Origin of the sequence: uncultured Henriciella sp. (assembly GCF_964005855.1) — a bacterium.
GTDB lineage: Bacteria > Pseudomonadota > Alphaproteobacteria > Caulobacterales > Hyphomonadaceae > Henriciella.
Window position 1 is genome coordinate 17,167 of record NZ_CAXFSW010000023.1, and the last position, 13,410, is coordinate 30,576.

Genomic DNA, 13,410 nt, shown 5'->3' on the forward strand with positions numbered 1-13,410 from the left:
TGACGAAATCCGCCGGCGGTAGCTGGGGGCGAAAGAGCTTGGCGCGGAGCGGGGCGATTTCGACTTCGAAGAAGCGCGGCTCACGCGCCTCCGATATCTTCAACCGGGTTACACCGCCGCCCCCACGCTGCATCGATGTGCAGCAATCTGGACGCGATCCAATTGGGCGCCGAACTGGTTTGCGACTATAGCGCCATGGCTGTCACGGACGAAGAACTACGCAATGCGCACATGATACTGGAGCTAATCGCGTTCACGTACGATCAGAAATACTATCCGCTCTATGACATGGTCGACGCGGAAGTCGCGGCTCGCGCCCCGTCTCCCGAACGGCGCAAGGAATTGATGCGGCGGTGCGCCCAGTGTCACAACAACAGCGCGTCGGAACTTGTCTAGGACAAGCAAAGCCGATTGGGGAAGAGTTTAAACGATATTACGGCCAGATGCTATCTGGGATGCGGCGGCTGTAAGAGCTGGAAGGCGAAAGTACTTCGCTGAAACGGATTGTTGCTGACTTGTCACTCGACAAGAAGATGCTGCAGGACGTGCTAAAGCCAAAGCTGTAGAGCTTTGGGTAAAAAGGAAAGCATTTGGCAGTCGGCAAGAAGGGAACGAAGCTTATGTTCTTACTTCTTCAAGCTGGCCTGGTTGTCCGGCATCACCAGATCCACATGTGATACGCCGAGGGCCTGGGAGAGTTCATACAAGGTCACGATCGTCGGGTTGCGTTTGCCTCGCTCCAAACCACTCAGATACTGTTGGCTGAACCCGGAACGGGTCTCGACTTCCTCTTGAGTCAAGCGCTTTTCGCGGCGCAGACGCGCAAAATTTCGACCCACCAGCTTGCGCATATCCATGCCACAAGAATACCGGTTACATATTCTAGTGTTATGTACTATAATATGTATTTTGGGGCGGGTATCTGACGTAGTCCGCAGGAGGTGAAAGGTGCCGATTAAGTTTCAACGTAAAGAAAGCGCCCATTTTTTCGTGGGCGAACTCATCGGCATCTCGATTATCTCCTGTTCTTCGACGATTGCGATCCGCGTCGGGAGGATCGCTCGTGAGCCATGAAATGTTGACGAGCACCAGAGATGCGAGGTGCCGGTTTGGAGCGAGGCAGGAAACCGAGGGTGTCCTGCAGGATGTCTTCTCCCGCCAGTATGGCCAGCTTGTACGGCTGGCGCGCTTGCGTGTGGGTAACGCGGCGGATGCGGAGGACCTGGTGCAGGATGCTTTTGTGGCGGTGCAGCGGGCCTATGGTGACCGCGAGGGGGAAGAGCTTCGCAAGCTGCTGTTCACCACAGTGCGAAACCTGACCGTAAATTACCTAAAATCCGGTCATGTGCGGCAGCGAAGGGTCTCTTCGGAGATCAGAGACATACAGGACGAGGTTGCCTGCGGGCGGGGCGTGACTCCCGAGCGCCAACTCATTGACTCGCAGATGCTGGATATTGCCACGGCGGTGATGGCTGCTTTGCCGGAGCGCGCGACCGAGGCTTTGCGGCTGCATCGCTATGAGCGTCTGACCTATGATGAGATCGCGAAACGTCTGTCAGTCTCACCACGAACGGTGAAGAGGGATATAGCCGGGGCGCTTGCAGCCATCGCTGAAGGCCTCGCGAGAGCGGGGTAATCATCATGGCCACACGATCGGACGATCACACAGAGCGGCTGCGGGCGGCGGCGCGCTGGTATGCGCAGCTGACGGAGCCTCATCTTTCAGAGGAGACTTGGCAGACGTTCCAGGCTTGGGAGGTCAATCCCGCCAATGCTGCCGCCTTTCGTGAGATAGAGCGGAGCCTGGCGGTCCTGGATCGGACCGGTCTCGGCAAGTGGGGTCGAGGTGAAGGGGCGTCCGCCTGGGCTGCTCGCTGGCGGGCAGGCTCTGTGTGGCTGTCAGGTATTGCGGCGGTCCTGGTGCTTGGTGTGGTCGTGGCCATAGCCTCCGAAAAGGGGGTTGACGAGAGCGACCGTGGCCATGCCGGCGCCCATGAACAGTGCCACCGAGACCATCGAGCGGGGCGACAGGCGGGACAGCCCGCACACGCCGTGACCATTTGTGCAGCCAGACCCGAGCCGTACCCGAGCCGTGTGCCGAAGCCGACCAGCAGCCCGCCCGCGACGATCAGGGGCCAGCCTGCGTCCATGTCGAACGCGATTCCCTGACCGCTGGCGGCCAGCCATGCGGGCGCGGCGAGGACCAGTCCCGCGACGAAAAAGACGCGCCAGGTCCGGTCACCGCGATCCGCGAACACCATACCGGAGAAAAGGCCGCTTATGCCCGCGATCCGGCCGTGCAGTGCCATGAGCAGAACCGCTGAGACGCCAATCAATGCGCCGCCGATACTCGCGCTCAGGGGCGTAAAATTTTCCATGCTTGTCTCTCTGTGGTGGACAGTCAGATCAAATCAATTGACACATCTGTATAATGTAATACGTAAATTAGAAATCAAGGATTATCTGATGAGCGACACAATGGATCTTTCCCGCACGGACGACGCGAAACTGCCCTCTGCCCGTATCGGGGCGACGGCGCCGGATTTTGTTGCGCGGACCACGGAAGGCTCGGTCCAGCTGTCCGGCTATCGGGGGCGCTGGCTGGTCTTTTTCTCGCATCCGGCTGACTTCACGCCGGTCTGCACCTCGGAATTCATCGCGTTTCAGAAGCAGATCGAGCGGTTTAATGATCTGGAGTGCGACCTGCTCGGCCTGTCGGTCGATAGCCTGTATGCCCATCTCGCCTGGGTGAAGGATATCGAGGCGCGTTTCGATGTGCGCATCTCCTTTCCCATCATCGAGGACATTTCGATGTCGATTGGCCGGGCTTACGGGATGATCCATGACGAGTCAGACTCCACGGCGTCTGTCCGGTCGGTCTTTTTCATCGATCCTCAAGGCGTGATCCGTGCAATGGTTCATTATCCGTTGGCGGTGGGCCGTTCGGTCGGAGAAATTCTCCGCGTCCTCGCTGCACTTCAGACATCGGACACGGACAACGTGTCCACGCCGGAAGGGTGGATGCCCGGCGATCGTCCCGTTCTGTCAGCGCCGAGCAACATGCATGAGGCCGACGCCCGTAGCGCCGGAGATGGCGCAGCCTGGTACTATACGCCCCGGGGAGTGGATCAATGACACCTGACAACGAGGACATGCTGCCTTTGGCCGAAGAAACGACAATACTGCTAAAGGCGCTGGCGCATCCGGTCCGCCTGATGATCTGTTGTCAGCTGCGCGATACTGAGCTCTCGGTCAGCGAGATCGAAAAGGCGATCGGGATCCGCCAGCCGCGCCTCTCGCGCGAACTCTCCAAGCTGCGCGAGGAGGGTCTGGTGGAAACCCGGCGCGAAGCGAAGTCCATTTATTACAGGCTGTCGGACGCCTCACGCGCCGGCGCCATGGTCGATGCGCTTTGCGCTGTCATGCTCGACAAGGTCGTCCCTGGCGCGAAGCCGCTCGGCCGTGTCGCGCGGGAGGGGTTCATTCAGAAGAATTTAAGCGATGGCTCGGGCCATTTTGCCCGTGTTCTCAACTGAAGGAAGGAACAGACCCATGAACACACCCACCGTTCAAGGGTTCTTCGACGACACCACAAACACGATCAGTTACGTCGTCTGGGACCCCGCGACCGAGAAGGCCGCCGTCATCGATGCATTACTGGACTTTGACCAGGCTTCGGGCCGCACGAAAACAGACTCGGCTGACAGGCTGATCGCCTTCGTCAGGGAGAAGGGCCTGGAGGTTGAATGGGTGATCGATACCCATGTCCATGCCGACCACTTGACCGCGACGCCCTATGTTCGCGAACAGCTTGGCGGACAAACAGGGATCGGCGAACATATCGCCACTGTCCAGAAGGTTTTCGGCGAGATTTTCAATGAAGGACAGGCGTTCCACACCGATGGCAGCCAGTTCGATCATCTCTTCAAGGATGGCGAGACCTACAGGCTCGGCTCGATTGAGGCGAAGGCGATCCACACACCGGGCCATACGCCTGCCTGCATGAGCCATGTCATCGGCGATGCTGTTTTCGTCGGCGATACGATCTTCATGCCGGACTTCGGCACCGCGCGCTGCGACTTTCCCGGCGGGGATGCCGGCACGCTCTATGACTCGATCCAGAAGCTGTTTGCGCTTCCGGATGAGACGCGCATCTTCCTGTGCCACGATTACAAGGCGCCGGGGCGCGACGACTATGTCTGGGAGACGACGATCGGCGAAGAGAAACACTCCAACAAGCATGTCAAGCAAGGCACATCGCGCGAGGATTTCGTAAAGATGCGCACCGAGCGTGATGCAACGCTTTCCATGCCGAAGCTGATCCTGCCATCGGTTCAGATCAATATGCGTGCAGGTGAAATGCCGCCCGCCGAGCCGAATGGCAAGATCTACATGAAGCTACCCATCAACGCACTGTAATAGCCGGCAATCCTGAAGCGGGAGGACGACCCAATGGATATCAAGACTATTGCGCCGGACTTTTCGGTGTCACCCCAGCTTACCGCGCAGGATGTCGGCCTGGCCGCCTCGAAAGGCTATCGCGCCATCCTCATCAACCGGCCTGATGGCGAAGCGAGCGAGCAACCCAATCACGAGGAGATTTTTGCGGCAGCAGAAAGGCATGGGCTCAATGTCCGATATATACCTGTCACGCCAGGTGACATCACCCGGGCCGACGTATCGAATTTCGCGACAGCCATGCGTGAACTGCCCGCCCCGGTGCTGGCCTATTGCCGCACGGGCACACGATCCGTCAGCCTTTGGGCCCTGTTACAGGCAGGCCACCTGTCTGCGGACTCAATCCTCAAAACGGCGTCGGATGCCGGCTATGATATATCAGGGTTGAAAGATCGTCTGTCGGCGGAAAATGCTGCGGGCAGTTCAGTCGGCGCGCGTGCTTCACGCATTCATGACGTGCTGATTATCGGCGGCGGCGCAGCGGGCATTTCGACGGCTTCCAGCATTCTCAAGCGGCGTGGCGAGACCGATATCGCCATCGTCGAGCCGAAGACAGAGCATTATTATCAGCCAGGATGGACGCTTGTCGGCGGCGGGGTCTTCAACCGCAAGCAGACCGAGCGGCCAATGGACTCGCTCATGCCTGAAGGTGTGAAGTGGATCCGGTCGGCCTGTGCGGGTTTCGAGCCTGACCGCAATCAGGTCGTCCTCGAGGATGGAACGCGCATCGGCTATCGCATTCTTGTGGTGGCGCCCGGCCTTAAACTGGACTGGGAAGGTGTCGAGGGGTTGCGCGATACGCTCGGCAAGAATGGCGTTACCTCGAACTATCTGTTCGACATGGCACCTTATACCTGGGAGCTGGTTCAGTCACTGAGGGGGGGCAAAGCGCTCTTCACGCAGCCGCCGATGCCGATCAAGTGTGCGGGCGCCCCGCAGAAGGCGATGTACCTTGCCTGCGATGCCTGGAAGAGGCGCGGTGTCCTGAAGGATATCGACGTCAGCTTCCACAATGCGGGCGGCGTTCTTTTCGGTGTGAAGGAATATGTCCCGGCTCTGATGGAATACGTCAAAGCCTATGGTATTGATCTCGCTTTCAATCAGACGCTCGTCGCGGTCGACGGGCCTGCGAAAAAAGCCTGGTTTGATGTAAAGGATTCCGAGGGCAATGTGACCCGGCAGGAACAGTCCTTCGACATGCTGCATGTCTGCCCGCCGCAGACAGCGCTTGACTTCGTGGCAAAGAGCCCGCTCGCCAATGATGCCGGATGGGTCGATGTCGATGCAGAGACCTTGCAGCACAATCAGTATGGGAATGTCTTCGGATTGGGCGATGCCGGGTCCACGCCTAACGCCAAGACGGCGGCCGCCGTGCGCAAGCAGGCGCCAGTCGCCGCCCACAACATCGTCCGAGCACTCGACGGCAAGGCGCCAACAGCGGTTTATAGCGGCTATGGCTCGTGTCCGCTGACAGTGGAGCGCGGCAAGATCGTGCTGGCTGAGTTTGCTTATGGCGGCAAGCTGGAGCCGACATTGCCCAAGTGGATGATGAATGGCGAGAAACCGACGCGCTCGGCCTGGTTCCTGAAAGCGAAGATGCTGCCCTGGATCTATTTCGATATGATGCTACGCGGCAAGGAAACGCTCGCCAGCCCGAAAGTGTTGACGCACCGTCCGGCCTCGCATGAGGCGCAGGATGCCTCCGGTCAGGATAACAAGCCGGGTAAGGTGGCCTGACCCGAATGGCATTCCGCCCATCCCGCTATCTGCCGATCCTCGAATGGGGGCGCGACTACCGCCGTGAGACGCTGGTCAACGACCTGATCGCGGCGGTGATCGTCACGATCATGCTGATCCCGCAATCTCTGGCCTATGCGATGCTGGCGGGACTGCCACCCGTTATCGGGCTTTATGCGTCCATCCTGCCGCTCATTGCCTATGCACTCTTCGGGACCAGCCGGACGCTGGCGGTCGGGCCTGTCGCGATCCTCTCGCTGATGACGGCCGCCGCGGCGGGAAAGGTCGCCGCGCAGGGGTCGGAGGCCTACATACAGGCGGCGCTGATCCTCGCCTTCCTGTCGGGGGTGATTCTTCTGGTGCTTGGCCTGTTCCGGATGGGTTTCCTGGCGAATTTTCTGAGCCACCCTGTGGTGTCCGGCTTCATTACCGCATCGGGCATTATCATCGCGGCCTCCCAGCTCAAGCACATCCTTGGTGTCGAGGCGGGCGGACACAATCTTTTCGAGATCGTGATAGAGCTCGGCGCCAGTCTTGGCGATATCAATTTTCCAACCCTGATCATCGGGGTTGCGTCACTCATTTTCCTGTTCGGCTCACGCAAGTATCTGAAGCCAGCTCTCATTAAGGCTGGATTGCCTGAAAAAGCTGCCGCCATCCTGACCCGGACAGGGCCGGTCTTTGCCGTCATTGCAAGTATACTCGCCGTGGCCCTGCTGCGCCTCGAAGAGGAGGGGGTGCGTATTCTCAGAGAAGTGCCGCGCGACCTGCCGTCTATCGGGTTGCCTGCCTTTGACCGGGATGTGTGGATGCAGCTTGTCGGGTCGGCCGCACTGATCAGCCTGATTGGTTTCGTCGAGTCCACTTCGGTTGCCAAAACGCTTGCCGCCAAGCGCCGTCAGCGCGTCGACCCGAACCAGGAGCTTATCGGCCTGGGGGCTGCCAGTATGACCGCCGGCATTTCGAGCGGGTATCCGGTCACCGGGGGGCTCGCCCGTTCAGCCGTGAACTTCGACGCCGGGGCCGAAACGCCAGCGGCAGGCGCATTCACGGCGGTCGGCATCGCCCTCGCGACACTCTTCCTGACGCCGTATCTCTATTTCCTGCCGCAGGCCGTACTTGCCGCAACGATCATCGTTGCAGTGCTGTCCCTCGTCGACCTCAAGGCCATATGGCAGGTCTGGACCTATTCGCGGTCCGACTTCGCGGCCATGGCGGCGACAATTTTGGTGACGCTACTCTCGGGCGTTGAACTTGGTGTGACGACCGGCGTGGCGCTGTCGCTCTTCCTGCATCTCTACAATACCAGCCGTCCACATTTCGCGCTGGTCGGACAGATGCCGGGCACGCACCACTTCCGCAATGTGAACCGCCACAGTGTCGTGATTTCGGACCAGGTACTCATCATTCGGATCGATGAGAGCCTGTACTTTGCAAATGCCCGTTTTCTGGAAGACACCGTTTACTGTGTGCTCAGTAACCGGCCGGACCTGGAGCATCTTGTGCTTATGTGTCCGGCTGTGAACCGGATTGATGCGAGTGGGCTGGAAAGTCTCGAAGCGATCAATCTTCGCCTGAAGGATGCGGATGTCACGCTCCACCTGTCTGAAGTGAAAGGGCCGGTCATGGACCGGTTGAAGCGCTCGCATTTCCTCGAGGAGCTGACCGGTAATGTGTACCTCAACACATACGATGCAATGGAGGATCTGGACCTTGAAACTGTCCAGATGGCTTTCAGCCGCGACGCAAAGACGACGACGCCGGATGCCATTCCCTGCCCGTCGCTGAGAATGGCGGGCATTGATCGCGTCTAGTGGTTGATGGGGCGTTTCGAAAGAGGCCGGACCGGAAGACACCGACAGCGTGTGCTAGCTTTTGATGGTGGGTGTAGGCGATTGGAGTCAGTTGTAGATAGGTTGGATCAATACTTCGCCCTTCTGAAGTAGTTGGCGCATTCTTCTCGCGCGAAGTGGTTCAACTCCTGTCTGACTTCGTCCCAAAGTGGTTCGACAGTGCGTTTTGCGGCAAGTTTGGACTTCGCGAAGGCCTTGTTCAATGGGGTTGAACCGCAGCTGTAAGGGGCAGGAACAAGACTCTGCGCCAGGTTCCCAATTCAACGCGGCGACCGCCTCTCCCTTGTGGGAGGAGATACTAGCCATCACAGCGATGTCGACTTGCGAGAGAGGCGGGGGCGAGGAAGCCTGCGACATAAGCGGTGAATATCTACCGGTTCATGGGGCAATCGATCACCACCGACGCCTTTGAGGCTGGTGGGTCAGCTCACCTGTCTCGCGCCACTGGCGCACTCAGCGTATCGAGGTGGCAACCCCGATCGTGTAACGCCCCGCTCAACCACGTCAATCACATGCGCCCGAAGGGTGTCATCATAGGGGGCAGACATGACTTTCCTTCTACTGCAGGAAGGTGAAAGTGGATCAGGCCCTACTTCAACTGACCCAGGTCAAGGTGTTGAGGAACGAGATCGCTCTAATGGATTATAGAGGCTCAACTAGAGAACTTCAAAGAAGCCGCGGAAAGGGCTGCTGATTGTGCCGAAGGCGAAGAACGCTTCAGGTCTACCTGTGAAGGCAGGTCGGTAAATTCAGGCCAAGTCCAGAACAAAAAAGCCCAACGACAACTAGTCATCGGGCTTTATGCACTCAAATGGACGTTATTCCATTCAACTGCTGCTCCTTAATGGTGGAACTGATGGGAATTGAGCCCGTGCTTTCATTCTTCCCGCGGTGTGTTGGCGTGCGCGCATCATCTGCAAGCACCATGAGGTCGAGCTAATCTAATGCACAATGATCACCGAATTGGAAATATCGGCGCAAAGATTGGTTTCTCCAAGCCTGTTATGCTTACCGCAAACGGCTTATGTGATGGATAGACGGGTCACATCAGCCGCTCGGGGCCTTGGTTTTACGCAGATAGGGCAGAACTTGTTCGAAATCGCCGAATCGTTGCCGCGCGTCCTCGTTAGAGACGGCGGGCGTGATAATCACGTCTTCCCCCGGTTTCCACTGCGCCGGGGTTGCGACTTGGTGCTTAGCGGTGAGCTGGATCGAGTCGAGCGCGCGCAGAATCTCATCAAAATTTCGCCCCGTTGTCATTGGATAAGTCAAAATCAGTTTAATTTTCTTATCTGGCCCAATAATAAATACGTTGCGCACGGTCGCATTCTGAGCTGGCGTGCGTCCTTCTGATGCGCCGGACTCCTCGGCAGGCAGCATGTCGTACAGCTTGGCTATCTTCATCTTAGGGTCGCCAATCATCGGATAATCGACTTTGTGACCGGAGACCTTCTCGATGTCTGCTTTCCATCTCAGGTGTTCCTCGACTGGGTCGACCGATATCCCGATCATCTTGGTGTCGCGCGTCTCGAACTTCTCTTTCAGGCCGGCCATATAGCCAAGCTCGGTCGTGCAGACGGGCGTGAAGTCCTTTGGGTGACTGAACAGGACAGCGTAACTATCACCGATCCAGTCGTGAAAGCGAATTTCTCCCTCGGTCGTGTCAACCGTGAAATCCGGAGCGGTGTCGTTGATACGAAGACTCATGGTGAGGGGCTCCTTTGCCTGAACTTCCAACTGGTTCTTATGTATCATCAATTGGTGATATGACAAAATAAATTGAATGCAATCTGCGACCCGGTCGCCTTCGGCATCAAATGCGGTTTCGATTGTGTATGGTGACGTCCGAGCGCCAGCTTGGTGAGCAAAGATCTAGGGATCTCGCGTCGGGTTTCCTGGAAGGCGAGTAGCCTGAGGTCGGGCCTTGTCGTGGCGCCATGTTCTCCGCGGGCGGGGCCGAATTTTGCCTTTGTCGTTCTTTTCTTCACATGCTTGTCCAGCACGGCTTCTTGAGCCGCTTCACGCCAATCGACCCGTTCTGGACATTAAACAGCTCGGTGAGCTGCGGCCTCAGCACGCAGACCGTTGTGCGGACCAAGATATTGCTCGCCAACAGGTCCAGTTGTGGCGGCATTCCTCGGAAGTAAAATCGTCAGGACTACACAGCTGCGGCAACGTTCACGCAGGTATGAGAGGTTCTGTCATCCCTTCTCAGACTCCGCATATCGCTGCTCTTGTGGCTTGCAAAAACCGTGAAATAAAATCAGGGCAGTCCCGCTAACAATAGCCACATCAGCCATGTTGAAAGTGGGCCAATGATAGGCCCCCAAGTGGAAATCGAGAAAGTCCGTCACGGCCCCGTGGCGCAGCCGATCCAGCGCGTTGCCAAGGGCCCCGCCAATCAGCAGCCCAAGGGCTACTGCGGTCAGGCGGTTCTGTGCCCGCCAAAGCCAAACAAAGAGTGCCCCCACAATTGACAAGGCGAGCAGTGCGAGCGCCCACCACGGCGCCCCGCCGAATATTCCGAAGGCCACTCCGGAATTTTGACCGCGCAGAAGATTGATGAACGGAAGAACTTCGACTCCGTTCGCGAAAGCGGAGGTGGTGAGGACAACCGCCTTTGAGCCTTGATCAAGAGCGAGGGCGGCCACCGCGCACATGACGCCAAGTCGGCGCACGGCGTTCATTTCGCCACCCATAGATCGGCCCAAGCATCGCGGATTATCGACCATGAGGAATGTAGGAACAGCCCAGCTATCACGATCGCAACCGCAAGGTCGGGCCATGCCGTGCCGGTCCAGGCAACTATGCCCGCAGCTACGACGACCGTAGCATTGCCGATGGCATCATTACGACTGAAGAGCCAGACTGCCCGCACATTAGCATCTCCCTCCCGATGAGGCAGTAGGGGAAGCACCGCGATGAGGTTGACCACCAGCGCAATCACTGCAAACAGGCCCATTAACTGCGCATCGGGCTGTTGTTGCACCAAGATACGGTAAGTGGTGTTGGCGAGAACACCAAGCCCGAGAGCGCCCAGAAATAGACCCTGGGCCAGCGCTGAGCGGGCTCGCCAGGCCAGAGACCAGCCAATCGCGAGAATGCCGAGGAAAGTAATCAGGCCATCGCCAAGAAAATCGAGCGCATCAGCCTTCAGCGCCTGCGATCCTGAGATGAAACCGCCGATCGCCTCTACAACACCATAGCTGATGTTCAGGAGGATTACAGTCCATAACGCCCTTCTGTAAGCCGGCGTGATGTGCACCAGATCTTTCGGCAGGTCGTCGATGTCACCTCCACTGTCGACTGCAGGGTTGTCCAAGCTGTCCAGCCGGTAACCGATTCCGGTAACAGCGCGTTCCACCGCTGGTAGTCGTTTGGCAGGATCGTCGACGCGGAGCGTCATGATTTGCGTCGCCGTTGAAACTTTCACGTTTTTTACCCCAACCGAGCGCACAGCCTTTTCAATCTTTCTGGCGCACGAGGGACAGTCGATGCCAGTGACCCGATAGCGTTGGGTCTCGGCTTTATCTATTGAGGCTGCTATACTCATATGAATTTCCTAACTCTTAAAGGATTATATCACTCATGAATGATATGTCGAGCGATGCTGACTTGGGTGAACGGGCCGATCTCGATCCTATACTGTTGCGGGCGAAGCTGTTCCGGGGATTGGCCGATACCTCTCGCTTGTTCATCCTGGAAGCGTTACGCGCAGGACCCCTCTCGGTTGGGGAAATCGTTGAGATTACGGGATTGTCGCAGTCGAACGCATCCAACCACCTCCGCTGCCTGAGCGAATGCGGACTGGTGTCTGGCGTTCAGCGTGGCCGTTATGTTCATTACGGCTTGGGCGATTCGCGCTTGGAGGACTTGCTGGTACTTGCAAGCGAGTTGTTAGGAGACGAAGCTAATGGCGTCGAGACTTGTGGAAACTACGTCGTGTCGTCTCCGAGCTGACAAGTAGCGACCAAGCTCCCATCTTAGTCTTGATGCGCAACACAAACTTTACCGTCATTGGCGGTTTTTCGCCACAAGAGGCGGATAACGGGCATTCGTAGCGGCATATCTGAACTGCATCCATTAAGCTCTTTTGGGAGACGTCCAGAAGTCTTTTCCGCCGCGTCACAAATTGTCTTGTGTCCATCCATCCATCTGGCCAGCTAGCATCCGATGATGCATATGCACTTTCCGCTCGGATTGAGAGTTGCTTAAGATTTCTCAATGAACGCGGAGTGAGAAGTTGCAGTAAAGTGGTAAGGATTTGTGTGAATCCGTTCGAAATAATACGAGCCAGACCCGGATGCGCTCTGCTCGCTCTATTGTTATGGTGGAACAAGAGCGTCCTGAAGCCTCACCTAAGCCACCAAAGCGCTTGGTCTTGCTGGTTTTAAGAGCCAAGGTCAGAAGTTGTGGGCTGGTCAAGCGTTTGCGCTAACTTCCTGCGACTAAGAATTGCTGCCCGCCAGAGCGACAATCGAGTCAGCCGTGAGGTGCGTATATCGCTTCAGCATTTTCCAATTCTTGTGCCCAGTCACGAGCGCGACCTGCTGGATTTCCAGACCAGCCTCGAACAGACGGCTTGTCGCCTCGTGACGAAGGTCGTGGAAGTGGAGATTGTCGATTCCCAGGTCGGCGCAGGCGCGGCGGAAAGCGGTGCCGACGGTCCGGGGATTGTAGGGGAAGGCCCGTCCGATGTTGTTATTATGCCGGCGCTGCTCATTGATGAGGGCCCAGCCATCATATCCCGTCAGGTCCACAAGTGGCACTTTCTGATGATTGCCGTCCTTCTGTCTCGGATCCTTGCGATCGCGCACGGTAACAATCCGCCGCCTCATATCCACGTCATCCCATTCGAAGGAGCAGATTTCGGACTGGCGCATAGCCGTTGCGATGGCGAAACGTATGATCCGGCTCATCGGGGCCAAGTAACGAGTGTTGGCATCGAAAAATGCAAACAGCTTATCCAGTTCTTCCTGCGTTGGTCTACGGTCTCGCTCACGGCTTTTGCCGATCAGCCCGAGCCGATTGAGAGCGACCCTGGCAAGCTGGACTTCTTCTGCGGGTGTGTGAACGCCGTGAACGGCCTTGGCATGAAGAAGAATGGTTTTCAGATAGGAGATGTCCATGCCAATGGTCGATGGACCGGCGCCTTCGATAGACCGATGGCGTCCAAAATCGACAATCGTCTCCCGGTCGATCTGGTTAATCCGGATATGACCGATATCCTGCTTGAGTTTGTTCAGCGAGTAGGATTTCGAGCGGCGCAGGGGCTTGCGGGACTCGTACATGTCCGCAATGTGGAGGTTGACCTGCTCCCCGAAGGGTACCCGTTTATAAGTTAGCTCTGTTCCACATTTGA

13 protein-coding genes and 1 pseudogene are annotated in these 13,410 nt (G+C 57.5%); 8 read left to right on the forward strand and 6 right to left on the reverse strand.

The window, feature by feature from the left end:
• The first annotated feature begins 231 nt into the window (after positions 1–231).
• Positions 232–396, forward strand: a complete 165-nt coding sequence (locus ABNU55_RS14540; protein ID WP_290759938.1) for a hypothetical protein — start codon at positions 232–234, stop codon at positions 394–396.
• 230 nt (positions 397–626) lie between these two features.
• Here the strand turns inward: ABNU55_RS14540 and ABNU55_RS14545 are convergent, their stop codons facing one another.
• Positions 627–857, reverse strand: a complete 231-nt coding sequence (locus tag ABNU55_RS14545) for a helix-turn-helix transcriptional regulator (RefSeq protein WP_348764503.1) — start codon at positions 855–857, stop codon at positions 627–629.
• Between the two features lie 218 nt (positions 858–1,075).
• On the opposite strand from ABNU55_RS14545, the gene ABNU55_RS14550 reads away from it, so the two are divergent.
• Positions 1,076–1,636 carry a sigma-70 family RNA polymerase sigma factor gene (locus ABNU55_RS14550; RefSeq protein WP_348764504.1) on the forward strand — a complete coding sequence of 187 codons (561 nt, stop codon included), beginning with the start codon at positions 1,076–1,078 and terminating at the stop codon, positions 1,634–1,636.
• A gap of 263 nt (positions 1,637–1,899) precedes the next feature.
• On the opposite strand, the pseudogene ABNU55_RS14555 reads toward ABNU55_RS14550, so the two are convergent.
• Positions 1,900–2,378 (reverse strand): annotated as a pseudogene (locus tag ABNU55_RS14555) (YeeE/YedE family protein).
• 88 nt (positions 2,379–2,466) lie between these two features.
• Here ABNU55_RS14555 and ABNU55_RS14560 point away from each other — a divergent pair.
• The 5 genes from ABNU55_RS14560 to sulP are packed head-to-tail and all read left to right on the forward strand — an operon-like array spanning position 2,467 to position 8,009.
• Positions 2,467–3,135: a peroxiredoxin gene (locus tag ABNU55_RS14560; protein ID WP_290759934.1), complete on the forward strand. Its 669-nt coding sequence runs from the start codon at positions 2,467–2,469 to the stop codon at positions 3,133–3,135.
• Positions 3,132–3,536: a metalloregulator ArsR/SmtB family transcription factor gene (locus ABNU55_RS14565; RefSeq protein WP_290759932.1), complete on the forward strand. Its 405-nt coding sequence runs from the start codon at positions 3,132–3,134 to the stop codon at positions 3,534–3,536. The genes ABNU55_RS14560 and ABNU55_RS14565 overlap by 4 nt, the downstream gene beginning before the upstream one ends.
• A gap of 16 nt (positions 3,537–3,552) precedes the next feature.
• Complete coding sequence (locus ABNU55_RS14570) at positions 3,553–4,419, forward strand: MBL fold metallo-hydrolase (protein ID WP_290759931.1); 867 nt, start codon at positions 3,553–3,555, stop codon at positions 4,417–4,419.
• Positions 4,420–4,452: 33 nt separating this feature from the next.
• The gene (locus ABNU55_RS14575; RefSeq protein WP_348764505.1) at positions 4,453–6,195 is read left to right on the forward strand and encodes a TIGR01244 family sulfur transferase; all 1,743 of its coding nucleotides are present in this window, start codon (positions 4,453–4,455) and stop codon (positions 6,193–6,195) included.
• A 5-nt stretch (positions 6,196–6,200) separates the two neighbouring features.
• On the forward strand, positions 6,201–8,009 hold the full coding sequence (gene sulP / locus ABNU55_RS14580) for a sulfate permease (RefSeq protein WP_290759927.1): 1,809 nt from the start codon (positions 6,201–6,203) through the stop codon (positions 8,007–8,009).
• Positions 8,010–9,095: 1,086 nt separating this feature from the next.
• Here sulP and ABNU55_RS14585 read toward each other — a convergent pair.
• From ABNU55_RS14585 to ABNU55_RS14595, 3 genes are all read right to left on the reverse strand, one after another.
• Positions 9,096–9,755 (reverse strand): peroxiredoxin, encoded by a 660-nt coding sequence (locus ABNU55_RS14585; protein WP_290759925.1) that lies wholly within the window; start codon positions 9,753–9,755, stop codon positions 9,096–9,098.
• Between the two features lie 494 nt (positions 9,756–10,249).
• Entirely contained in the window at positions 10,250–10,735 is a 486-nt protein-coding gene (lspA, locus tag ABNU55_RS14590) for a signal peptidase II (RefSeq protein WP_290759923.1), read from the reverse strand.
• Entirely contained in the window at positions 10,732–11,601 is an 870-nt protein-coding gene (locus ABNU55_RS14595) for a cation transporter (protein ID WP_290759921.1), read from the reverse strand. The genes lspA and ABNU55_RS14595 overlap by 4 nt, the downstream gene beginning before the upstream one ends.
• Before the next feature lie 44 nt (positions 11,602–11,645).
• Between ABNU55_RS14595 and ABNU55_RS14600 the strand changes: the two genes are divergently transcribed.
• Positions 11,646–12,008: a metalloregulator ArsR/SmtB family transcription factor gene (locus tag ABNU55_RS14600; protein WP_348764507.1), complete on the forward strand. Its 363-nt coding sequence runs from the start codon at positions 11,646–11,648 to the stop codon at positions 12,006–12,008.
• Between the two features lie 488 nt (positions 12,009–12,496).
• Here ABNU55_RS14600 and ABNU55_RS14605 read toward each other — a convergent pair.
• Positions 12,497–13,410: site-specific integrase (locus tag ABNU55_RS14605; RefSeq protein WP_348764506.1), on the reverse strand; the 914-nt coding region annotated here is incomplete at its 5' end.